Origin of the sequence: Mammaliicoccus lentus, assembly GCF_002902755.1 — a bacterium.
GTDB classification, from domain to species: Bacteria; Bacillota; Bacilli; order Staphylococcales; family Staphylococcaceae; genus Mammaliicoccus; species Mammaliicoccus lentus.
In genome coordinates this window covers 25,358-49,400 of the sequence record NZ_PPRS01000007.1, presented here as the reverse complement: position 1 = coordinate 49,400, position 24,043 = coordinate 25,358, and the positions used below count along the sequence as shown (strand labels likewise).

The 24,043-nt window shown below is 31.9% G+C and carries 26 protein-coding genes; 25 read left to right on the top strand and 1 reads right to left on the bottom strand.

Going from position 1 to position 24,043, the window contains the following annotated elements:
* The first annotated feature begins 74 nt into the window (after nucleotides 1–74).
* The 18 genes from hrcA to recO all read left to right on the top strand — a co-directional run bounded on the left by hrcA (nucleotide 75) and on the right by recO (nucleotide 15,497).
* On the top strand, nucleotides 75–1,049 hold the full coding sequence (gene hrcA / locus CD135_RS03795; protein ID WP_016998557.1) for a heat-inducible transcriptional repressor HrcA: 975 nt from the start codon (nucleotides 75–77) through the stop codon (nucleotides 1,047–1,049).
* A gap of 27 nt (nucleotides 1,050–1,076) precedes the next feature.
* Nucleotides 1,077–1,673, top strand: coding sequence for a nucleotide exchange factor GrpE (gene grpE / locus CD135_RS03790; RefSeq protein ID WP_064204516.1), 597 nt, complete (start codon nucleotides 1,077–1,079; stop codon nucleotides 1,671–1,673).
* Nucleotides 1,674–1,718: 45 nt separating this feature from the next.
* Nucleotides 1,719–3,554 carry a molecular chaperone DnaK gene (dnaK, locus tag CD135_RS03785; RefSeq protein ID WP_103268843.1) on the top strand — a complete coding sequence of 612 codons (1,836 nt, stop codon included), beginning with the start codon at nucleotides 1,719–1,721 and terminating at the stop codon, nucleotides 3,552–3,554.
* A 97-nt stretch (nucleotides 3,555–3,651) separates the two neighbouring features.
* A complete protein-coding gene (gene dnaJ, locus CD135_RS03780) occupies nucleotides 3,652–4,785 on the top strand; it encodes a molecular chaperone DnaJ (RefSeq protein ID WP_103268842.1) in 1,134 nt (377 codons plus the stop codon).
* A 3-nt stretch (nucleotides 4,786–4,788) separates the two neighbouring features.
* A complete protein-coding gene (prmA, locus tag CD135_RS03775) occupies nucleotides 4,789–5,715 on the top strand; it encodes a 50S ribosomal protein L11 methyltransferase (protein ID WP_103268841.1) in 927 nt (308 codons plus the stop codon).
* A gap of 7 nt (nucleotides 5,716–5,722) precedes the next feature.
* Nucleotides 5,723–6,472 carry a 16S rRNA (uracil(1498)-N(3))-methyltransferase gene (locus CD135_RS03770; RefSeq protein ID WP_016998562.1) on the top strand — a complete coding sequence of 250 codons (750 nt, stop codon included), beginning with the start codon at nucleotides 5,723–5,725 and terminating at the stop codon, nucleotides 6,470–6,472.
* Between the two features lie 6 nt (nucleotides 6,473–6,478).
* Nucleotides 6,479–7,825 carry a tRNA (N(6)-L-threonylcarbamoyladenosine(37)-C(2))-methylthiotransferase MtaB gene (gene mtaB / locus CD135_RS03765; RefSeq protein WP_016998563.1) on the top strand — a complete coding sequence of 449 codons (1,347 nt, stop codon included), beginning with the start codon at nucleotides 6,479–6,481 and terminating at the stop codon, nucleotides 7,823–7,825.
* A 126-nt stretch (nucleotides 7,826–7,951) separates the two neighbouring features.
* Nucleotides 7,952–8,128, top strand: a complete 177-nt coding sequence (gene rpsU / locus CD135_RS03760) for a 30S ribosomal protein S21 (RefSeq protein WP_016998564.1) — start codon at nucleotides 7,952–7,954, stop codon at nucleotides 8,126–8,128.
* 368 nt (nucleotides 8,129–8,496) lie between these two features.
* Nucleotides 8,497–9,186 (top strand): NfeD family protein, encoded by a 690-nt coding sequence (locus CD135_RS03755; protein ID WP_026023587.1) that lies wholly within the window; start codon nucleotides 8,497–8,499, stop codon nucleotides 9,184–9,186.
* A gap of 17 nt (nucleotides 9,187–9,203) precedes the next feature.
* On the top strand, nucleotides 9,204–10,199 hold the full coding sequence (gene floA / locus CD135_RS03750; protein WP_016998566.1) for a flotillin-like protein FloA: 996 nt from the start codon (nucleotides 9,204–9,206) through the stop codon (nucleotides 10,197–10,199).
* 14 nt (nucleotides 10,200–10,213) lie between these two features.
* Entirely contained in the window at nucleotides 10,214–10,945 is a 732-nt protein-coding gene (locus tag CD135_RS03745) for a hypothetical protein (RefSeq protein WP_103268840.1), read from the top strand.
* 166 nt (nucleotides 10,946–11,111) lie between these two features.
* Nucleotides 11,112–11,588 (top strand): PH domain-containing protein, encoded by a 477-nt coding sequence (locus CD135_RS13300; RefSeq protein ID WP_103268839.1) that lies wholly within the window; start codon nucleotides 11,112–11,114, stop codon nucleotides 11,586–11,588.
* Between the two features lie 56 nt (nucleotides 11,589–11,644).
* Nucleotides 11,645–12,592 (top strand): PhoH family protein, encoded by a 948-nt coding sequence (locus tag CD135_RS03735; protein WP_064204520.1) that lies wholly within the window; start codon nucleotides 11,645–11,647, stop codon nucleotides 12,590–12,592.
* A 1-nt stretch (nucleotide 12,593) separates the two neighbouring features.
* Nucleotides 12,594–13,055, top strand: coding sequence for an rRNA maturation RNase YbeY (ybeY, locus tag CD135_RS03730; protein WP_064204521.1), 462 nt, complete (start codon nucleotides 12,594–12,596; stop codon nucleotides 13,053–13,055).
* A complete protein-coding gene (locus CD135_RS03725) occupies nucleotides 13,048–13,404 on the top strand; it encodes a diacylglycerol kinase family protein (RefSeq protein ID WP_016998571.1) in 357 nt (118 codons plus the stop codon). Before ybeY ends, CD135_RS03725 begins: the two co-directional genes overlap by 8 nt.
* A 13-nt stretch (nucleotides 13,405–13,417) precedes the next feature.
* Nucleotides 13,418–13,822: a cytidine deaminase gene (cdd, locus tag CD135_RS03720; RefSeq protein WP_064204523.1), complete on the top strand. Its 405-nt coding sequence runs from the start codon at nucleotides 13,418–13,420 to the stop codon at nucleotides 13,820–13,822.
* The gene (gene era / locus CD135_RS03715) at nucleotides 13,823–14,722 is read left to right on the top strand and encodes a GTPase Era (RefSeq protein ID WP_103268838.1); all 900 of its coding nucleotides are present in this window, start codon (nucleotides 13,823–13,825) and stop codon (nucleotides 14,720–14,722) included.
* 22 nt (nucleotides 14,723–14,744) lie between these two features.
* Nucleotides 14,745–15,497, top strand: coding sequence for a DNA repair protein RecO (recO, locus tag CD135_RS03710; RefSeq protein WP_103268837.1), 753 nt, complete (start codon nucleotides 14,745–14,747; stop codon nucleotides 15,495–15,497).
* A 62-nt stretch (nucleotides 15,498–15,559) separates the two neighbouring features.
* On the opposite strand, the gene CD135_RS03705 is transcribed toward recO, so the two are convergent.
* A complete protein-coding gene (locus CD135_RS03705; RefSeq protein WP_064204526.1) occupies nucleotides 15,560–16,948 on the bottom strand; it encodes a glycine--tRNA ligase in 1,389 nt (462 codons plus the stop codon).
* A 296-nt stretch (nucleotides 16,949–17,244) separates the two neighbouring features.
* Here CD135_RS03705 and ccpN point away from each other — a divergent pair, with 296 nt between their 5' ends.
* The 7 genes from ccpN (at nucleotide 17,245) to CD135_RS03670 (ending at nucleotide 23,898) form a co-directional block, all read left to right on the top strand.
* Nucleotides 17,245–17,880: a transcriptional regulator CcpN gene (ccpN, locus tag CD135_RS03700; protein WP_016998575.1), complete on the top strand. Its 636-nt coding sequence runs from the start codon at nucleotides 17,245–17,247 to the stop codon at nucleotides 17,878–17,880.
* Between the two features lie 14 nt (nucleotides 17,881–17,894).
* Nucleotides 17,895–18,710, top strand: a complete 816-nt coding sequence (locus tag CD135_RS03695; protein ID WP_016998576.1) for a pyruvate, water dikinase regulatory protein — start codon at nucleotides 17,895–17,897, stop codon at nucleotides 18,708–18,710.
* Between the two features lie 11 nt (nucleotides 18,711–18,721).
* Entirely contained in the window at nucleotides 18,722–20,494 is a 1,773-nt protein-coding gene (dnaG, locus tag CD135_RS03690; protein ID WP_103268836.1) for a DNA primase, read from the top strand.
* Between the two features lie 26 nt (nucleotides 20,495–20,520).
* Complete coding sequence (gene rpoD, locus CD135_RS03685) at nucleotides 20,521–21,630, top strand: RNA polymerase sigma factor RpoD (protein ID WP_103268835.1); 1,110 nt, start codon at nucleotides 20,521–20,523, stop codon at nucleotides 21,628–21,630.
* A gap of 100 nt (nucleotides 21,631–21,730) precedes the next feature.
* The gene (locus tag CD135_RS03680) at nucleotides 21,731–22,087 is read left to right on the top strand and encodes a c-type cytochrome (protein WP_103268834.1); all 357 of its coding nucleotides are present in this window, start codon (nucleotides 21,731–21,733) and stop codon (nucleotides 22,085–22,087) included.
* Nucleotides 22,088–22,141: 54 nt separating this feature from the next.
* Nucleotides 22,142–22,807: a tRNA (adenine(22)-N(1))-methyltransferase gene (locus CD135_RS03675; RefSeq protein WP_103268833.1), complete on the top strand. Its 666-nt coding sequence runs from the start codon at nucleotides 22,142–22,144 to the stop codon at nucleotides 22,805–22,807.
* Entirely contained in the window at nucleotides 22,807–23,898 is a 1,092-nt protein-coding gene (locus CD135_RS03670; RefSeq protein ID WP_103268832.1) for a Nif3-like dinuclear metal center hexameric protein, read from the top strand. Before CD135_RS03675 ends, CD135_RS03670 begins: the two co-directional genes overlap by 1 nt.
* Nucleotides 23,899–24,043: the final 145 nt, after the last annotated feature.

Here is a 24,043-nt window from a genome sequence, read left to right as displayed (position 1 = left end):
GTTGACTTACTTTGACCAATTTGATAAATTATAATTAGCACTTGGATAGATAGAGTGCTAATCGAGGTGATAACATGATTACTGAGAGACAATTACAAATACTAAATGTAATTGTTGAGGATTATGTTGAGTTAGGCCAGCCAATTGGTTCTAAGTCGATTATTGAAAGGCATCAATTGCCTATAAGCCCAGCAACAGTTAGAAATGAGATGAAACAATTAGAAGAATTAGAACTCCTCGAGAAGACACATACTTCATCAGGAAGAGTTCCTTCTGAAAAAGGAATTAGACATTATGTTGACCAATTACTAAAGGTTAAATCACGTAGTAAACAATCAATAGACTGGTTCAACCAATTTTATGATGATAATCAATATGATGTTAATGCAATGCTAAAATGGTTAGCTTTGGAAATATCCAATCGTTCTCATTATACGACTGTTGTATTAGGACCCAATAAATTTTCAAGACATATTTTTGAAATTCATTTCGTTAGAGTGAACCCTAATCATTTAATGAGTGTTATCGTTTTTGCAGATGGATATGTAGAGAAAGTTCATTTACAAATTTCTAAACTCATAACACATGAACAAATAGAAAAGTTTATGAATTACTTGAATCTACATTTTAAGCAAAATACTTTATCTACATTGATAAACACGTTAGAATCATTAACGTTGTCATTTATTGATCAACAATTTATAAATAATTTTAAGTACGCGCTAATTACACAAATTAATGATCAAAATGAAGAAATGTTTTTAGGTGGAAAAATGCACTTGATTGAGGCGTTAAACGTTTCGAATGTGTCCATGATACAGTCAATTTTAAAGTATCTGGAATCTGAACGAATTGCCCAATTTTTAAACGAAACAGCTAATGATTCCATTAGCGTAAACATTGGACAAGAAATTAATCAGGACTTAGAAGGTATTTCAATAGTAAGTACAAGTTATGAGATTTCGGGAGATATAAGCGGTCATTTAGCCGTTATAGGTCCAACTGCAATGCATTACAATAAAGTGATTCAACTTTTGAATCATTTTTAAATAAGGAAAGAAAATGGAGGGCATGAAATGACGGAAGAAAATCAAAATGAAAAATTCGACGAGTCGTCTGAACAATCTCAAAACGTTGCCACTGAAGAAACTAATGGTAACGAAAATGAAGAAGTTGAAAATGTAGAAGAGGTTGAAGAGACTGAAAAAACAGTCGAAATTCCGGAAACTGAACTCGAACAATTAAAAGAAAAATTAAACGAAGAAGAAGAAAAATACTTACGTTTGTATGCTGAGTTTGAAAATTACAAGCGTAGAATGAAACAAGAAGCTAGTGTGGCGAAAGATTACCAAGCGCAACGTGTTTTAACAGATGTGTTGCCAGCATTGGATAACATGGATCGCGCACTAAAACAAGAAGGCGAATCAGAAGATTTCGTATCATTTAAAAAAGGTGTACAAATGGTTTATGATGACTTATTGAGATCATTAAAAGAAAATGGTCTAGAAGAAATTGAGTCAGAGAATAAAGAATTTGATCCAACTGTACATCAAGCAGTTATGCAAGATAGCAATCCTGATTTTGAATCAGGTGTTATTACTGAAGAACTACAAAGAGGTTACAAATTAAAAGAACGCGTTTTAAGACCAGCAATGGTTAAAGTAAATGAATAATTAATTGAATTTAAAACGCAAATAAATAATTGGAGGAATTTTCTTATGAATAAAGTAATAGGTATAGACTTAGGTACAACAAATTCAGTAGTATCAGTATTAGAAGGTGGAGAACCTAAAGTTATTCAAAACCCTGAAGGTAACAGAACTACACCATCAGTAGTAGCATTTAAAGACGGTGAAACTCAAGTAGGTGAAGTTGCTAAGCGTCAAGCAGTAACAAACCCTAATACAATTCAATCAGTAAAACGTCATATGGGTACTGATTACAAAGAAAAAGTAGAAGATAAAGAGTATACTCCACAAGAAATTTCAGCAATGATTCTACAAAATCTTAAATCAACAGCAGAAAGTTATTTAGGCGAAAACGTAACTAAAGCAGTAATCACAGTTCCAGCTTACTTTAATGACTCTGAACGTCAAGCAACTAAAGACGCTGGTAGAATCGCTGGCTTAGAAGTAGAACGTATTATTAACGAGCCAACTGCAGCAGCTTTAGCATACGGTTTAGATAAAACAGAGCAAGATCAAAAAGTACTTGTATTTGACCTTGGTGGTGGTACATTTGACGTGTCTATTCTAGAATTAGGCGACGGTGTATTCGAAGTATTAGCAACTGCTGGTGACAATAAACTTGGTGGTGACGATTTTGACGACGTTATCATTCAATATTTAGCTGAAGAATTCAAAAAAGAAAATGGCATTGATTTATCACAAGATAAAATGGCTTTACAACGTCTAAAAGACGCTGCAGAAAAAGCTAAGAAAGATTTATCAGGTGTATCTTCAACACAAATTTCATTACCATTTATCTCAGGTGGCGCTAATGGCCCATTACACTTAGAAACTACTTTAACTAGAGCTAAATTCGAAGCTTTAACTAGTGAATTAGTAGAAAAAACTATGGGTCCAACTAGACAAGCTATGAAAGATGCTGGATTATCTAATTCAGATATCGATGAAGTAATTCTAGTAGGTGGTTCTACTCGTATACCAGCTGTACAAGATGCAATTAAAAAAGAAATCGGTAAGGATCCTAACAAAGGTGTTAACCCAGATGAAGTAGTAGCAATGGGTGCTGCTGTTCAAGGTGGCGTTATAACTGGTGATGTTAAAGACGTTGTATTATTAGACGTAACACCATTATCATTAGGTATTGAAACAATGGGTGGCGTTTCTACAGTATTAATCGAAAGAAACACAACTATCCCAACATCTAAATCTCAAGTATTCTCTACAGCAGCTGATAACCAACCAGCGGTAGACATTCACGTATTACAAGGTGAGCGTCAATTAGCAGCTGATAACAAAACACTTGGTAGATTCCAATTAACTGATATACCACCAGCTCCACGTGGTGTACCTCAAATCGAAGTATCATTCGATATCGACAAAAACGGTATTGTAAATGTTACAGCTAAAGATTTAGGTACTAATAAAGAACAAAAAATCACAATCGAATCTAGTTCTTCACTATCAGACGATGAAATCGACCGTATGGTTAAAGACGCAGAGAAAAATGCGGAAGAAGACAAAAAACGTCGTGAAGAAATCGATTTAAGAAATGAAGCAGACCAAATGGTATTCACTGTAGATAAAACATTATCTGACTTAGGTGATAATGTTGACGAAAGTGAAAAAACTAAAGCTGAAGATGCTAAAGAAGAATTGAAAAAAGCATTAGAAGGCGACGATATTGAAGATATCAGAACTAAAAAAGATGCTCTTGAAGAAATCGTTCAACAATTATCAGTGAAGATGTATGAACAAGCTGCTCAAGCACAACAAGGTGCAGAATCAGCTGAAGGACAAGGGAATTCAGATGATGATGTAGTAGATGCAGAGTATACTGAAGTTAACGACGAAGATAAAAAACAATAATATTACTCATTAAAAAGTCAAAGTCAATGTGATTGGCTTTGGCTTTTTTAATTCAAGTTTTTCTAGTAATATATCAATGTGTAAAGGAGAGATTTTTTTGGCTAAAAGAGATTACTATGAAGTACTCGGTGTATCTAAAGATGCTTCACAAGATGAAATTAAAAAAGCTTATAGAAAATTATCAAAAAAGTATCACCCAGATATAAACCATGAAGAAGGTGCTGACGCCAAATTTAAAGAATTATCTGAAGCATACGAAATTCTTAGTGATGAAAATAAACGTGCTCAATATGATAGATTTGGACATAATGCATCACAACAAGGATTTGGTGGAGGATCACAAGGATTTGGAGGTCAAGACTTCTCTGGCTTTGGTGGATTCGAAGATATATTTGGTTCATTCTTTGGTGGCGGTGCAAGAAGAGATCCTAATGCACCGAGACAAGGTGATGACTTACAATATAGCATGACGTTATCATTCGAAGAAGCAGTATTTGGTACTGAAAAAGATATTACAGTTCGTAAAGATGTAGAATGTGATACTTGTCATGGTAACGGTGCTAAACCAGGAACTAAGAAGAAAACATGTTCATATTGTAATGGACAAGGTCATGTAACAGTAGAACAAAATACAATTCTTGGTAGAATGCAAACGCAAAAAGTTTGTCCTGAATGTAATGGTACTGGACAAGAATTTGAAGAGAAATGTCCAGATTGTCAAGGTAAAGGTACTCAAAACAAAAAAGTTACAATCAAAGTTAAAGTACCAGCAGGTGTAGATAATGATCAACAAATTCGTCTAGCAGGCAAAGGTGGACCAGGTGTTAATGGTGGTCCAGCAGGTGATTTATATGTGGTATTTAGAGTTAGACCTCATGATAAATTCAAACGTGATGGAGACGATATATTCTACGACTTAAATCTATCATTCCCTCAAGCAGCATTAGGTGATGAAGTAACTGTTCCGACATTAAATGGCAGCGTGGCACTAACAGTACCTGCAGGAACACAAACTGGTAAGCAGTTCAGATTACGTGAAAAAGGTATTCAAAATGTTCATGGTTATGGTAAAGGTGATTATTTCGTAACTGTAAAAGTTGTAACACCGGATAAATTAACAGAACGTCAAGAAGAATTACTACGTGAATTCGCTGAAATTGGTGGAGAAACATTAACAGAACAACCTTCAAGTTTAAAAGATAGAGCTAAAAAGTTCTTTAAAGGAGAATAGCCCGTGAATTGGATTGAGTATTCTATAATGATAAATGAAGAATCAGAACCTGTCGTAACAGCACTATTAAATGAATTAGGTGCAAATGGTGTTGTTATTGAAGATTCATCTGAACTAGATAAAGAACACATCGATGTTTATGGTGAAATATATGAATTAAATCCTGATGATTACCCAGATCATGATATTAGAGTGAAATGTTATTTTAGTGAACTAGTATTTACTGAATCGCTAGAACAAGAAATAAAAAATACAATTTCAAATATTGATGGTATTAAACCGGAAGTATTGGCTTTTTCAAAGACGGTCATTCAAGAATCAGACTGGGAAAATGAATGGAAGAATTATTTTCATCCTTTTAAAGCTTCAGAACGCTTTGCGATTGTTCCTAGTTGGGAAGAATATGAAAACGCTGATGACAGTTTATGTATAGAACTTGATCCAGGGATGGCTTTTGGTACAGGAGATCATCCAACTACAAGTATGTGTTTAAGACACATAGAAGAAGTTGTAGAGCCAAATCATAAAGTGATTGATGTTGGTACCGGCTCAGGTATTTTAAGCATTGGGTGCTATTTATTAGGCGTTAAATCTATCAAAGCTATTGATTTAGATGACTTAGCTGTTAAAGTTGCTAAAGAAAACTTTGAAAAAAATCATTGCGAAAATAGTATAAAAGTTGAGACTGGGAATTTATTAACAGAAGAAACTGAGCAATACGATGTTATTATTGCAAATATTTTAGCGCATGTTATAGATTTAATGATAGAAGATAGTTACGATAGACTTAACGATGGTGGTTTCTTTATAACATCTGGCATCATTGATGAGAAATGCGATGAAATCACTAATAGATTAACCGAAGTTGGTTTTAAAATTGAGAAAGTTTTAAAAGAAAACGGCTGGGTTTCAATAAGAGCTAGAAAGTAGGAGAACAATGCAAAGATACTTCTTACTTGAAAACGCTGAGTTAAATCAGCGTTTTTTTCTACATAATAACGAAGACATACACCATATAAAAAATGTAATGAGAATGACAGTTGATGATGAGATTATCATCACTTTTAATGATCAAAAATCGATGATTTGCAAAATTATAGATTTTCATGAACAAAATATAGAAGTACTGACATTAGAAGATACGACGAGACAGACAGAATTACCTGTCGAGATTTCAATCGCTAGCGGATTAATAAAAGGCGATAAATATGAGTGGATGATTCAAAAAGCAACAGAAATGGGCGCACACCATTTTATTGCTGTTCAATCTGAACGTTCTGTAGTTAAATTAGATCATAAAAAGCAGTCTAAAAAGATTGATAGATGGCAAAAAATCATTAAAGAAGCAAGTGAGCAAAGCATGCGTTTGACTATCCCAGATATCAGGTATATGTCGAATTTTAATTCTGTTTGTGATATTATAAATGAATATGATTATGTATTAATAGCTTATGAAGAAGAAGCTAAACGTGGGGGAACAAGTAATTTACATCAAATTGGTTCTAACTTAAAAAAGGGACAAAAAGTTTTAATCATCTTTGGGCCAGAAGGTGGGCTTTCTGAAAAAGAAGTTGCTTTATTTGAAGATGGATATAACATAAGTCTAGGACCGAGAATATTAAGGGCTGAAACCGCTCCATTGTATGCTTTAGCTGCTTTAAGCTATCAATTAGAATTAATGAGGTGAATATAGTTGGCTACAGTAGCATTCCATACTTTAGGTTGTAAAGTTAACCATTATGAAACTGAAGCAATTTGGCAATTATTTAAGGAAAATGATTACGAAAGAGTAGAGTTTGAAACAAACGCTGATGTATTTATTATAAATACTTGTACAGTGACTAACACAGGAGACAAGAAGAGTAGACAAGTTATAAGAAGAGCTATTCGTAAAAACCCTGATGCAGTAGTATGTGTAACAGGTTGTTATGCGCAAACATCTCCAGCAGAAATCATGGCGATACCAGGAGTAGATATCGTTGTAGGTACTCAAGATCGTCATAAGTTAATTTCTTATATTGAAGACTATAAGACAAGCAGACAGCCAATAAATGGTGTTGGAAACATCATGAAGAATAGAAAATATGAAGAACTAGAAGTACCTTATTTCACTGACCGAACTCGTGCTTCATTAAAAATTCAAGAAGGCTGTAATAATTTCTGTACTTTTTGTATTATTCCATGGGCTAGAGGATTAATGCGTTCAAGAGATCCTAAACAAGTAGTTAGCCAAGCGACAACACTTGTAAATTCAGGATATAAAGAAATCGTATTAACTGGTATTCACACAGGTGGATATGGTGAAGATTTAAAAGATTATAACTTAGCGCAATTATTACGTGATTTAGAAGAAGTAGAAAACTTAGAAAGAATTAGAATTTCTTCTATAGAAGCGAGTCAATTAACAGATGAAGTTATCGATGTTATCGATAAATCTACAAAAGTCGTAAGGCATTTGCATATTCCATTACAATCCGGTTCTGATTCTGTATTGAAACGTATGAGAAGAAAATATACTATGGCTCATTTTTCAGAAAGACTACAAAAACTTCATAAAGCATTACCTGGTTTAGCAGTAACAAGTGATGTTATAGTTGGTTTCCCAGGTGAAACTGAAGAAGAATTCCAAGAAACTTATGATTTCATAGTTAAGCATCAATTCTCTGAACTGCATGTTTTCCCATATTCAATGAGAACAGGTACACCTGCAGCAAGAATGACAGATCAAGTAGATGAAGACATTAAAAATGATCGTGTTCATAGACTTATAGAACTATCAAATCAACTTGCAAAAGATTATGCATCAAAATTCGACCAAACTGTATTAGAAGTCATTCCTGAAGAAAAAGGCTCTAAAGATGGTAAATTAGTTGGTTATGCAGATAATTACATGAAGATAGAATTTGATGGAGATGAATCTCTAATTGGAGAATTAGTAAAAGTTAAAGTAATAGAACCAGGTTATCCAATTAATAAAGGAAAACTTGTAAAAGTAATCAATCATGCAACAAATAAAGACGAAAGATTAGTTGCATATTAAGATTCATTGCAAATGATTATTGACTTAAAAAATGACTTATTTTATAATGTTTAAGTACATAGTAATATATTTACTATGTAACTGACATATAAAGCTTTGTTGATATTTGGAGGGAGGGAAATACAGATGTCTAAAACAGTAGTTCGTAAAAACGAATCAATCGAAGATGCATTACGTCGCTTTAAACGTACAGTTTCAAAAAGCGGTACGATTCAAGAAGTGCGTAAACGTGAGTTCTATGAGAAACCTAGCGTTAAACGTAAGAAGAAATCAGAAGCAGCTCGCAAACGTAAATTTAAATAATTAATTTTCTATTGAACTCCCTCAAAGAATATTAATTAATTATAATGAAATCTACTTGCGTAAATTAAATGTTAAAGCAGTCCGAGACCTATAGGTTTCGGACTGCTTTTTTATATAGGCAATAGCTGACTTAAGTAAAATATAAATATATCAAGCTTTTTCAATCCTATTCATCGGTATACGATATTTTTAGAAAAATGAGTTTTCTATTCCTTTTTTCTAAATAAAATATAGTAAAAATTGAAAATAAAAAACTTTTCTATAAAATATTTAGAATAAAAGATATATACGTTTTAGTTCACTGGTGATTTATTGTATAATGAAATAGAGGGGTGGTAATATTGACATCAGCGTATGAATACATACTTATGTTTATTCAAAACAACATAAATTTAGGTATTGTTTCAAGTCAAAGTGTTTCTTCATTTGGTGACTTTATATCTTCGCCAATTATTACATTGATTTTGACTTGTATTATTTTTCTAGGCGCACTTTATCAACTATATTCAGAACGTATAAACTTTGCCGGCATTGCAAGTTTTATATGTACACTTATATTTTTTATAGGTTTTGTAATAGTTGATGAAATTAGTTTAATGTCCGTTTTATTGTTTTCAATTGGTGTTATTTTAGTCATTATTGAATTATTTGTTGTAGGCGCTGTACTTGGTATCCTTGGTTTTATTGCAATTATCGGCAGTTTTATATTAGTTGGTGATAATTTATTAATCATGGGCGCTATTATTGCAGTTGCTTTAATTTTAACAACTATAGAGTGGGTGATATTAGTGAAAGGTTTTAATCGAAAAATACCATTCTTTGAAAAAGTCATTCTTAGAGATTCTACAAACAAAGAGTCAGGTTATACATCACATGATGATAGAAGTCATTTAATTGGTAAAGTGTGTACAACTTTTACAGCGCTGAGACCCTCAGGTATTATCCTTGTTGATGATGATAGAATAGATGCTGTTTCTGATGGTAATTTTATTCAAAAAGACCAACAAGTTAAAATTGTACAGGTTGAAGGTACAAGAGTAGTCGTAAGAGAAATTTAAATTAAGGAGAGTTGCATATGTTATCAGGTTTAATCGCCATAATCATTATTGCGGTAATTGTTATTGTATTACTTATGATTCTATTCTCGTTTGTACCAGTTGGATTATGGATTTCAGCTGTAGCTGCAGGCGTTAAAGTAGGAATAGGAACATTAGTCGGAATGCGTTTAAGACGTGTTTCACCAAGACGAGTTATTAATCCGTTAATTAAAGCACATAAAGCAGGTTTAGCATTAACTACAAATCAATTAGAATCTCACTATTTAGCTGGAGGTAACGTTGATAGAGTAGTAGATGCGATTATTGCAGCACAAAGAGCTGAGATTAACTTAGCATTTGAACGTGGTGCAGCTATCGATCTAGCTGGTCGTGACGTTCTAGAAGCTGTACAAATGTCAGTTAACCCTAAAGTAATTGAAACACCATTTATTTCTGGTGTTGCTATGAATGGTATTGAAGTTAAAGCGAAAGCTAGAATTACTGTTAGAGCAAATATTGATCGCTTAGTTGGTGGTGCTGGTGAAGATACAATCATCGCACGTGTTGGTGAAGGTATTGTATCAACAATTGGTTCAAGTAAACACCATACGAAAGTACTTGAAAATCCAGACAGTATTTCACAAACAGTGTTAAGTAAAGGTTTAGATTCAGGTACAGCATTTGAAATCTTATCTATAGATATCGCAGACGTGGATATCGGTAAAAACATCGGTGCAGATCTTCAAACTGAGCAAGCACTTGCAGATAAAAATATTGCACAAGCTAAAGCTGAAGAACGTCGTGCAATGGCTGTAGCTACAGAACAAGAAATGAAAGCACGTGTACAAGAAATGCGTTCTAAAGTTGTTGAATCTGAAGCTGAAGTACCTCTTGCAATGGCTGAAGCACTTAAATCAGGCAATATCGGCGTTAAAGATTATTATAATTTAAAAAATATAGAAGCTGATACTGGTATGAGAGAAGCTATAAATAAGAGTACTAATCCACAAGACGCAAATTCACCGAACGAATAAGAGAGGTGATTTAAATGGAGATAGGCATTATAATCTTTGTTATTTGGATTATTATTAGTGTGATTAGTGGCATAGTTGAAAATGGCGCTAAAAATAAAAAGAAAAAGCAAAATACTCAATGGCCTGCACATCCAAATCCGAGTAAAAAGCCAGTCCAAAGACAAGCTAGTAATCAAGTGGATAATGCTCAACTAGAATTACAAGAATTAGTTAAAAAGTTCTATTCCTATAAAGAAAAGGCTGAAACTAGTTCGACTGATCGAATGTCTAACCACTATAAACAATTAGCTAAACAACTATCCAATCATCTAGAGAAACAAGGGATAGATGTTGAGCAAGTAAATACAAAGCAAAATAATAGTGAAACTCAGCCACAAACTCAAAGCCAAGCTCAGTCAACAGATGCTCATGAAAATGAATTGATTAATAAAAGAAAAGAAGAAATTCATAAAAATAAACCAATGCGTCAAAAAGAAGCAATCAAAAATTTATTAGAATTTAGTAAAGAAGAAAAACAATCTTTATCTAAAGTTCAACAGGAAAGCTTTGAAAAACTTGAAGAAGAAGCTAATGAGATTATTCATAATACTCAACTTTCTGAAAGAACTAGAAGAACGATGGTTAAACAACTCTACTTAAATAGTAAACATAAATTTAATGATGAAGCTGTAAATATTGACGAGAACAATGTTGTTAATGGTATTATTTGGTCAGAAATTCTTAAAAGACCAGAGGGCATCAAATAAGTTGAATAGCTAGAGATTAACATTTATTAGAGTAGCATAACTCAGGGGAAATTCTTACAACTAGAATTTTCTCTGAGTTTTTATTTTGATAATACCTTTAGTTTTTATTCACAAATTGTAGATTTAGAATTACAATAAACTTAGTAAGAACAAAGGTGTGATAAAAATGATATTTAAAAAGAAACTAAGTGTTTCATCTATAATGATATCAATTTTGCTATTTTTAATATCTTTAATTCCGTTACTTATAAGTAATAAATTACTAATTTTTATTACTTTTGTTCTAGTGTTTTTAATTATAATTAATATACTTCTAGAGAGATATAGTGTAAAAGAACACTTCTTGACTATACGTAGAGGTCTTTTCAAAAAAACATATAATATATTTAATATTGAACAGTTAAATATGGCGAAATCTATCGAAGGAAATAGTATGATAGAAATAGTATACAAAGGAGAAATTATAGAAAAAGTTTCTCCAATAGAAGAAAGAGAATTTATTATTACATTAATTCGAATCAATCCGGATATTAAGTTAAATAATAGTAATAGGTTACGTGAATTTCAAAAAATAAATAAAATGATTAAATCACAGGAAAACTTAAATAATATTCAAAATAAAGTGCATAAGATTGCACGTTAGACAAAGGTTTGGTACATTTAAAGTGGTAACAATTCAACTAATAAAGGAGTTATTTAATGCCTACACTAATTCAAATCGAGAGTATGGATCAAGCTCAAGCATTACTAGGTAATGGAGATGAGCATATAAAATATATTGAAGAAGAACTCGAGGTGGATATTTTAACACGAGGACAAGAAATAAGTGTTCGTGGTAAACGTTTAGAAAATGTTGAAAAAGCTGAACGTGTATTAATGAATTTACTTAAAGTAATTGAAAGTGGTTCGAATATAACGATAAATGATGTACAAGCAGCAGTGAAAATGGCTGAAAAAGGTACAATTGATAAATTAGTCAATTTATACGACGAAGAAGTTGCGAAAGATAGTAATGGTAAAGTAATTAGAGCCAAAACAATGGGCCAAAGAATATATATTAATAACATTAAGAATAATGATTTAGTGTTTGGTATAGGACCAGCAGGTACCGGAAAAACATTCTTAGCTGTCGTAATGGCTGCAAGAGCGTTACGCTTAGGTAAAGTTAAAAGAATCGTATTAACAAGACCAGCTGTTGAAGCTGGAGAATCTTTAGGATTCTTACCTGGCGATTTAAAAGAAAAAGTCGACCCTTATTTAAGACCACTTTATGATGGTTTGCACACTATATTAGGGACTGAGCAAACAGCGCGCTTAATAGAAAGAGGTACAATTGAAATTGCTCCTTTAGCCTATATGAGAGGGCGTACGCTTGATGACGCATTCGTTATATTAGACGAAGCCCAAAATACAACTTTACCGCAAATGAAAATGTTTTTAACAAGATTAGGTTTTGGCTCAAAAATGGTAGTCACGGGTGATAGAACACAAATTGACTTACCTAAAGGCGTTAAAAGTGGTTTAATTGAAGCGGACCAAAAGCTAAGTGGTATTAAAGGTATTGAAATTACTTACTTAGAACAAACTGATGTTGTCAGACACCCATTAGTTGGTAAAATAATTAACGCTTATGAAGAGGAGAAATAACATGTTAACAATGGATTTTATTGATGATCACAACGTCATTAATCAAGATACGAAAGAACAAATAGAATCACTATTAAAATTTGCTGCTAAAAAGGAAAAAATTGAAGAAGAAGCAGAATTATCTATTTCATTTGTCGATGAAAGCGAAATACAAGCAATCAATAGAGACTATAGAGATAAAGATAAAGTAACAGATGTTATTTCATTTTCTCTAGAAGAAGATGAACCAGAGATTGAAGGGTTAGATATGCCTAGAATATTAGGTGATATCATAATTTGTTTAGAAGTTGCTAAAGAGCAAGCAGAATCATATAATCATAGCTTAAGTAGAGAATTAGGATTTTTAGCATTACATGGCTTTTTACACTTACTAGGTTATGATCATATGACAGAATCAGAAGAAAAAGAAATGTTTTCACGACAAGATGAAATTTTAACTGAGTTTGGACTTACACGTGAATAAATTTTTTAATAGGTTTAAATTTCCTGTAGTAGGACTTTTTACGATTCTAAAGAAAGATAATAATTTTTTATTTCATTTATTAATGGCACTGATTGTTATTGTTTTGAGTTTTGTTTTTAAGTTAAATATGTATGAATGGTTATTTGTTTTAATTGCCATTTTTATAGTCTTAATAACAGAAGTGCTCAATACATCAATAGAATACATTGTAGACATGTACACTGATGATTTTCATATACTAGCAAAGCACGCTAAAGATACAGCTGCTTTAGCAGTATTATTAGCATCTATTATGGCTATCATTATCGGGATAATAATATTTTTACCTAAATTGTTAAATATTTTTTAAGGGGATGGAAAATATGGAATTTTTAAAAGAATGGTATGAAGGTGCTAGAGAAGCGCAAAAAAGAGCGTATACACCTTACTCTAAATTTAATGTAGGTGCTTATTTAATAACGAAAGACGGAAAAACATACTATGGCGCAAATATTGAGAACGCAGCCTATCCATCAACTATTTGTGCAGAACGATCAGCTTTAGTGGCGGCAATGTCAGATGGTTATAGACCCGGTGATTTCAAATGTATTACAATTACAGTTGATGCTGATGAACCTTCTTCACCATGTGGAACATGTAGACAAGTACTTAAAGAACTATGTGACGATGATATGCCAGTATTTTTAACAAATCAAACAGAAGAAAGAATTGAAACGACTGTTAATGAATTATTACCACTCGGTTTCTCAGGAAAGGATTTAGGATAAATGAGCGAATTCAAATCAGGTTTTATATCTATTATAGGTAGACCTAATGTCGGCAAATCAACATTTATGAATAAAGTTATAGGTCATAAAGTTGCGATTATGTCAGATAAAGCACAAACTACTAGAAATAAAGTACAAGGTGTATTAACAACGGATGATGCACAAATGATATTTATTGATACTCCAGGTATTCATAAACCTAAACATGCTTTAGGAGATTACATGATGAAAATAGCGAAAAACACTTTAAAAGAAGTGGATTTAATCATGTTTATGGTAAATGTTGATGAAAACATAGGTAAAGGTGATGAATATATCATTGAGTTACTTAAACAAACTAAAACACCAGTGTTTTTAGTTTTAAATAAAATTGATTTAATACACCCTGACCAATTATTAGTTGAAATTGAAAAATATCAAAAAACTATGGAATTTGCAGAAATTGTTCCAATATCAGCTTTAGAAGGCTTAAATATTGAAACGTTATTAGCTCAATTCAAAAAATATCTTGAAGAAGGTCCAATGTATTATCCAAAAGACCAAATTTCTGATCACCCTGAACAATTTGTTGTAGCAGAATTAATCAGAGAAAAAGCTTTGCATTTGACGAATCAAGAAATACCACATGCAGTAGGTGTAAATGTTGATAAAATGACAAAAGCTGAAAATGAAAAAGTTCATGTAGAAGCAACAATTTATGTAGAACGTGATTCACAAAAAGGTATTATCATCGGTAAAGGTGGAAAAATGCTTAAAGAAATAGGTAAACGGGCACGTAGAGACATTGAAATGTTGTTAGGTTCTAAAGTTTATTTAGATTTATGGGTTAAAGTACAAAAAGATTGGCGTAATAAACCTAACTTTATTAAGCAAATGGGTTATCGCGAAGACGAGTATTAATGAGAATGGAGGCGATGATAAAGTGCTTTATAAACAAGAAGGTTTTGTCATTCGCTCTGTAGATTACGGTGAAAATAATAAAATCATTACAATTTTAAATGAACATGGTCATAAAGTTCCGCTTATGGCTAGAGGTGCAAAAAAAACAAGTCATCATTTACAAGGTGCTACTCAACCCTTTGTACATGGCTTGTTTATTTTTTCTAAATTTAAAGGAATGGGCACTTTAACTTCTGCTGACATTATTAATAGTCATAGAAAGATGCAAAGTGATATATTTAAAAGCGCTTATGGTGCTTATTGCATAGAAGTAATAGATAAAGCACTTGAAGCTGAAGAGCATGATGCATTTTTCTATGAATTATTGCTAGGTGTTTTTCAAGCGGTAGAGAAGGGTGTCGACGCTGACACAATGAGTATGATTGTCGCTTTAAAATGTATGCCTAAATATGGTTATGAACCAAGGTTTAATGCATGTGTTGTAACAGGTGATATGGATCAACAACAACTTAATGCTTACAGCTTTATATATAATGGTCCCTTAAGTAATCAGGCATTAATTCATGATGAGCATGCATTTAGAATTTCAAATAGAGCATTGTATCTTATGAATTTAATGTATCAATTACCAATACAGAATTTAAATAGTTTTAAAATCAATGATGATATAAAAAAAGAAATACAAAACCTTAGCGATAATATGTACGATGAATATATAGGCGTTATTTTTAAAACCAAAAAGTTAATAAAGCAACTTGAAAATTTAAAAATATAAAAACACCCCTTAAATGAGCGTTTAAATTTCATTTAAGGGGTGTATGTTTTCTAAATTAAAAATTAGAATTTAATTTTTTCCGCTAAGAAGTTTTCAACTTCATCAATTGGCATACGAATTTGTTCCATTGTATCACGGTCACGTACTGTTACTTGATTATCTTCTAATGAGTCGAAGTCGAAAGTAATACAGTAAGGTGTACCAATTTCGTCTTGTCGACGGTAACGTTTACCAATAGATTGTGATTCGTCAAAGTCGATTGCGAAGTTTGCACTTAATTTTTCATAAACTTTAATAGCGTCAGGTGATAGCTTTTTACTTAATGGTAAAATTGCTGCTTTATATGGTGCTAGAGCAGGGTGGAAATGCATTACTGTACGTTGCTCTTTTTCACCTTCGTTTTCTTCTTCATAAGCATCACATAAAAATGCTAATGTTACACGGTCTGCACCAAGTGATGGTTCAATACAATAAGGGATGTATTTTTCATTTGTTTCTTGATCGTGATAATTGAAGTCTTCACCACTGAATTCACTATGTTGTTTTAAATCATAGTCTGTTCTTGAAGCGATACCCCATAGTTCTCCCCAACCAAACGGGAATTTATATTCAATATCAGTTGTAGCATTTGAATAGTGACTTAATTCATCTTCATCATGATCACGCATTTTAGTATTTTCTTTTTTAATACCTAAATCTGTTAACCAATTTGCTGCGAAATCTTTCCAGTAATTTTGCCATTCAATTTCAGTACCTGGTTTACAGAAGAATTCTAGTTCCATTTGTTCAAATTCTCTTGTTCTGAAAATAAAGTTACCTGGTGTTATTTCATTTCTAAATGATTTACCAACTTGTCCGATACCGAATGGTAATTTTTTACGCATTGAACGCTGAACATTTTTGTAGTTAACAAAAATACCTTGTGCAGTTTCAGGACGTAAGAAAATTTCGTTTGTAGATGATTCTGTTACACCTTGGAAAGTTTTAAACATTAAATTGAATTGTCTAATGTCAGTCCAGTTAGCTGTTCCACTTTCTGGACAAGTGATACCTTTGTCTTCAATTAACTGTTTCATTTCATCAAAGCTCATGCCATCAGCAATAAAGTTCTCATCGCCTTCAACATTTTGCATGTAATCTTCAATTAATTTATCTGCTCTATAACGAATTTTTGAATCTTTGTTATCAATCATTGGGTCGTTAAAGTTTGATAAATGTCCTGATGCTTCCCAAGCTTTTGGATTCATTAAAATTGCAGCATCTAAACCAACGTTATACGGAGACTGCTGAATAAATTTTTGCCACCAAGCTTTTTTGATATTATTCTTTAATTCTACACCTAGAGGACCATAATCCCATGTGTTAGCTAAACCACCATAAATTTCACTTCCTGGGAATACAAAACCTCTGTGTTTCGCTAACGTAACTATCTTATCCATATCTTTTGCCATAAAAAAATTCACTCCTCATTTAATTAAAAAAGCCCCAAGACATCAAGTATCAATGCCTTGGGACGAGTATATTACCCGCGGTTCCACCCAAATTAGTGTAGCCACTCACTTTATATATATATTTGTAAGCCAAAACTTTATTGTTAAGCTTTCACCGTCCTTAACTCGCTTTTAATTTCAAAGTTAATTAAAATATAGCACGCAATTTGGTACTAATCAAGTAAAAACAAGTATTCAAATTGAGTATATTTTATCAGTCATGTTATAATCAATATAACTGAGTTGTGTTTGAAGGGGTGAGAGAAATCGAATTAAATCAAAGACAAGAGCAAATCGTTCAAATTGTGAAAAATAATGGCCCGATAACAGGAGAAAAAATTGCTCAACGATTAAGCTTAACGCGAGCAACTTTACGACCGGATCTCGCTATTTTAACAATGGCTGGATATTTAGATGCCAGACCGAGGGTGGGGTATTTTTATACAGGAAAATCTAGTACACAATTATTAAGTGATTCTATCAAAAAAATAACAATTAAAGAATCTATGGCTATACCAGTTGTTATAGAAGAAAGTGTTTCAGTATATGAAGCAATTTGTAAAATGTTTTTAGAAGATGTAGGAACATTGTTTGTTATCGATAAAGAAGGTTATTTAATAGGTGTATGTTCAAGAAAAGACCTTTTAAGAGCAGCAATTGGTGGTCAAAGTTTAAAAGAGACACCAGTAAGTATAAATATGAGCCGCATGCCAAATATTACAGTTTGTTTAGAAGAAGATTTATTAATCTATGCTGCTAAATTATTAATTGATAAGCAAATTGATGCATTACCAGTAGTGAAAAAAGTAAAAGATAATAAATTGAAGGTTAAAGGTAGAATAACAAAAACTACTATAACTAGAGCTTTTGTTTCACTTATCGAAGACGAGTAGGAGGAATATTTCAAATGGAAGAAATTAGAATAATCATTGCATCTGATTCAGTAGGAGAAACAGCTGAACTTGTAACTAAAGCATGTACTTCACAATTTAAAACAGAAGGTAATGCATTGGATATTGTTAGATTGCCTTACATCGAAAATGAAAATAATATTAATGAAGTAGTATCACTCGCTTTAGAACAAAAATCAATCGTTGTATATACATTGGTGAAACCTGATATGAGAAATTACTTAAAGGAACAACTAGAAGAACATAACATAGAAAACGTAGATATTATGGGGCCATTAATGACAATACTGAGCAATGAGTTAAATGAAAAGTCTCTTAATGAACCAGGCAATATTCATAAATTAGATGAAGATTATTTTAAGAAGATAGAAGCTATTGAATTTGCTGTTAAATATGATGACGGAAGAGATCCACGAGGATTACCTAAAGCAGATATTGTACTAATAGGCGTATCTAGAACTTCTAAAACCCCTTTATCGCAATACTTAGCTCACAAAAGATATAAAGTGATGAACGTTCCATTAGTTCCGGAAGTAGCACCTCCAGAAGGATTATTTGATATTGATCCAAAAAAATGTATAGCGCTTAAAATTAATCAAAAAAATTTAAATGCCATTAGAAGAGCGAGATTAATACAATTAGGTTTAAGTGATGATGCAAATTATGCGAAAGATGACCGTATTGAAGAAGAGTTACACTATTTTGAAGAAGTAGTTGATAAAATTGGCTGTCCTGTACTTGATGTGTCAGATAAAGCAATAGAAGAAACAGCTAATGATATTATAAAAATCATTACTCAACAAAACCGCTAAAGGGTGAAATAATGAGAATTGAACAAGAAACAATAAACGAAATTCGGGAAAAAAATGACATATTAGATGTTGTAAGTGAATATGTAAAGTTAGAAAAAAAAGGTCGTAATTATATTGGACTTTGCCCTTTCCATGATGAAAAAACACCGTCCTTTTCTGTTTCTGAAGATAAACAAATATGTCATTGTTTTGGTTGTAAAAAAGGTGGTAACGTCTTTCAATTTATTCAAGAAATTAAGGATATTCCATTTGTTGAAGCAGTAAAAGAACTTGGAAGTAGAGTAGATATTCATGTTGAAAGTAATGAACCGAGTTCTTCTGAGGCAATAGTAGACGATCATATAAAAATGATTGAAATGCACGAACTAATGGCAAATAACTTTCATTATATTTTGAAACATACTGAAGAAGGAGAAGAAGCTTTAGCATATTTAAAATCTAGAGGATTTACAGATGAATTAATTAATGATAGAAAAATTGGTTATTCACCTAACCATTCTAAATTTACTCATGATTTTCTTGAAAAAAATGGATATGATGCAGTATTAGCGTTTGAGGCAGGGTTATTAAGTAGAAATGATGAAACTTTTGATTATTTCGACAGATTTAGAGATAGAATAATATTCCCGTTATTAAACTTTCAAGGTAAAACAGTTGGTTTCTCAGGGCGTACATATACAGATCAGACACCTAAATACTTAAACAGCCCAGAAACTCCTATATTTCAAAAGAGAAAAATGCTTTATAATATCGATCGAGCAAGAAAGTTTATTAGACAAAACGATGAAGTGATATTATTAGAAGGCTTTATGGATGTTATTAAAGCAGATCAAGCGGATATAAAGCAAGTTGTAGCAACAATGGGAACAGCTTTATCAAAAGAACATATTATTATGGTCAAAAAACTGGCATCTAATGTAACTTTGCTGTATGATGGAGATTTCGCAGGGAATGAAGCAGCTTTAAATGTAGGTAAAATATTATTAAATGAAGGTATAAATGTTTATGTAGTTCATTTACCTAAAAAAATGGACCCTGATGATTATATTACAGAGTACGGAAACGAAGCGTTTAAATCGTTTGTAGATAGTCAAAAACAATCATTTGTTGGATTTAAAGCACAACAATTATATTATGCTAATGAAAACAACGATTTAAAACACGAGCAACACTTAGAAGAATTAATTAATGATATAAATCTTATTCGCTCAGACTTTTTAAGAAAAAAAGTATTGCAACAAGTTGCTGATTTGTATAAAGTAGATGTTAACAGTCTAAAAAATCAACTCTCGCCTAATATAGTTCAAAATACTATCGATTACGACCAATATGTTCCGGATTTCAAGGAAAAAAAACTAGATAAAGTCGGTAGAGCTGAACAAGCATTAATAAAACATTTTATGAATCAAAAACAGTTATTTTTAGAATATCATTCTAGGATTAATCAAGAAGATTTTACTTCATTGAATAATAGAGTGATTTTTTCACGTTTAAATGGGTATTATAAGAATAACGATGTCTTTAATATTAGTGATTTTTCGAGTTACATTGAAGATCATAATATTATGGAAACCGTTATGTACCTCGATTCATTGCTTATTAATGACGATCCAGAAAGTGAAGAAATTGAAGACTATATTAATATAATCAGTCCTGAAGAAATTAAAGAAAATACAATCGAATATTTAAATGAACAATTAAATAAAGCAATGCAATCAGGTGATATGGCGTTGCAAAGACAGTATTTGGAACAAATTGTACAATATAATCGGAATAGAATGTAAGAGTTAAATAACCGGGAGGCCTATTCATGTCTGACAAAGAATTAAATAAAATCAATAGCGCTAACAATGAAGCAGTTTTAACAATTGAACAAGTTAAGCATCAATTAATTGAACAAGGTAAAAAAGCTGGACATTTAAGTCATGAAGAAATTGCTGATAAATTGCAAAATTATGAAATGGATTCAGATCAAATGGATGATTTCTTTGATTTGATCAATGAAAATGAAATCAATCTTATTAACGAAAAAGATTCTACTGATACTGATGATAAATTAAGTTTAAATGACTTAAGTGCTCCTCCAGGTGTAAAAATAAATGACCCAGTAAGAATGTACTTAAAAGAAATAGGACGTGTAAATCTATTAACAGCACAAGAAGAAATTGAATTAGCTAAAAGAATAGAAAAAGGCGATGAAGTAGCGAAGTCTCGTTTAGCTGAAGCGAACTTAAGACTTGTAGTAAGTATAGCTAAACGTTACGTTGGTAGAGGTATGTTATTCCTAGACCTTATTCAAGAAGGTAACATGGGTCTTATTAAAGCTGTAGAAAAATTCGACTTTAACAAAGGATTCAAGTTCTCAACTTATGCTACATGGTGGATTCGTCAAGCTATCACTAGAGCTATAGCTGACCAAGCACGTACTATACGTATTCCAGTACACATGGTAGAAACGATTAATAAATTAATTCGTGTTCAAAGACAATTATTACAAGATTTAGGTAGAGATCCATCACCAGAAGAAATTGGTGAAGAAATGGATTTACCACCAGAAAAAGTACGCGAAATCTTGAAAAATGCTCAAGAACCAGTGTCACTTGAAACGCCTATTGGTGAAGAAGATGACAGTCATTTAGGTGACTTTATAGAAGATCAAGATGCACAAAGTCCTTCTGACCACGCTGCTTATGAATTATTAAAAGAGCAATTAGAGGATGTTTTAGACACATTAACGGATAGAGAAGAAAATGTATTAAGATTACGTTTTGGTCTTGATGACGGTCGTACACGTACTTTAGAAGAAGTAGGAAAAGTATTTGGTGTAACAAGAGAACGTATTAGACAAATCGAAGCAAAAGCTTTACGCAAATTAAGACACCCATCAAGAAGTAAACGCTTGAAAGATTTTATGGACTAATTTGTAAAAGTTAATATTAATCCCAAAAAGCCTTTGACAATGCGTTGTTTTAATATAAAATATAATTGTATGAAGGTTTAATAAAAGGGAGGTTGTATGAATGAATCGTAATCCTGTTTTCCCGTTTATTCTGATTTTATTACTCGGTGTGGGATTAATATTCTTCATGTCAGCACATGGTGCTAACAAGGATGAAGAAAAAGAAGGCAAAGGTGGCGGTGAAAAAACTGAGAAGTTTGACGCTGCAACATTTGCAAAAGATAATTGTACAAGTTGTCATGGACAAAATCTTGAAGGTGGAATGGGTCCTAAATTAGCTGGTAGTTCTAATGACGCTGGTGAAATGAAAAAAATCATCCGTGATGGTAAAGGTTCAATGCCTGCGCATGACGAAGCGACTATTTCAGACAAAGATTTAGACACACTTGTCAAATATTTAAAAGAAGATGCTAAATAATAATAAAAAATCTTTTGCCTTGGCAAAAGATTTTTTTAATGAAAGGAAAATGTCATGATCCAAATAAATAAACGTTTAACAAAAGTTAGTGAGTACTTAAATCATAATAAATTAGCAGATATAGGATCAGACCATGCTTATTTGCCTATTTACGCCATTCAAAATAATTTAGTAAAAGAAGCTATCGCAGGGGAAGTTGTTAAAGGGCCATTTCTATCAGCTCAAAAAAACACCGAGTTACACGGACTTTCGAAGTCTATTGAGATAAAGTTAGGCGATGGATTAGAAGTTGTAAATGGTACGGTAGATGTTATTACAATATGTGGTATGGGTGGACCTTTAATTGCTCAAATATTAGATGAAGGTAAAGAAAAATTGATACATTACCCTGATTTAATATTACAAGCTAATATACATGCGTTACCAATTAGACAAGTATTGAAAAAGTTAGGATACAACATTGAAGCAGAGCAATTGATTAAAGATAAAAAGCATATATACGAGATTATTGTTGCTAAAAAAGGGAAAATGCAATTAAGTGAGAATGAATTAAAGTTTGGTCCTAAATTAATGATAGAAAAAGATGAATTATTTTATGAAAAATGGGAAAGAGAAATTGAATCTTTAGAGAATATTAGTAATCAGCTAAAAAATCATAAAGACCAAACTCGTTATAATGAAATACAGGCGCAAATAAAACAGATTAAAGAGGTGCTATGATGATTATTAAAGACTTATTACAAGTAATAGATAAGCATGTACCATTCTCAAGTAGTGAATCATGGGATAATGTAGGTTTGTTGGTTGGTAACCAAGAAAATGAAGTGAATGGTATACTAACAACTCTCGATTGCACGAATGAAGTAGTAGATGAAGCAATTGAACAAAATATCAATACGATTATCGCACATCATCCTTTAATTTTTAAAGGTGTTCAAAACATCACAAATGATAGTTATGGACCGATTATAAGAAAATTAATCCAAAATGACATACAATTAATTGCTCTTCATACAAATTTAGATGTGTATGATAAAGGTGTAAGTTATATGATAGGTCAGAATATAGGACTTACTAATGTGGAAATTTTAGATAAGCAAAATGAAACATATTATAAACTGCAAATATTTATACCAGATGAAAACGTAGAAGAAATGAAAAAGGCATTTGATAATCATCAATTAGCTCAAACAGAAGAATATAGTAATGTATTTTTCCAATCACAAGGTAAAGGCCAATTCAAGCCAAGTGAAAATGCTAATCCCCATATAGGTACATCTAATAAAACAAAAATAGTTTATGAAACGAAATTAGAGTTAATGATTGATGGGAAAGATAAAGCTTTAGCAACACGATTATTATACGAATATCATCCTTATGAGGAACCTGTTTTTGATTTTATTAAAATGGAGAAAGCTTCTTCAGTAGGTTTAGGTATTATAGGAGAATTACCACAAGAACTTTCTGTAGAGGATTTTGTTGGACATTATAAAACACAGTTAGATATACCAGCAGTTCGTTTTATAGGTGATAAAAAAGCTACTATTAAGAGAATTGCTATAGTAGGTGGAGCTGGTATTGGTTATGCTCATATCGCTAAAAATAAACAGGCTGATTTATTTATTACAGGCGATGTGAAACATCATGAAGCTTTAGATTCAATAATGGATGGTATAAACGTATTAGATGCCAATCACTATAGTGAATATGTCATGAAAGACGGATTAAAATCATTACTAGAAGATTGGACTAATGGTGAAATAAACGTTGTATCATCAAATATTAATACTGATCCTTACGAATATATGTAATAAACTATAAGTACAATTAATAGGTTTAATCAATTAGTCTGGGGCATTTGTTTGTGTCGCAGACTTTTTTTATTTAATTAATCCAATAAAACTTATCTATTTAATACTTACCCTATAAAAAAGCAGTGAAAAACTCCACCGATTT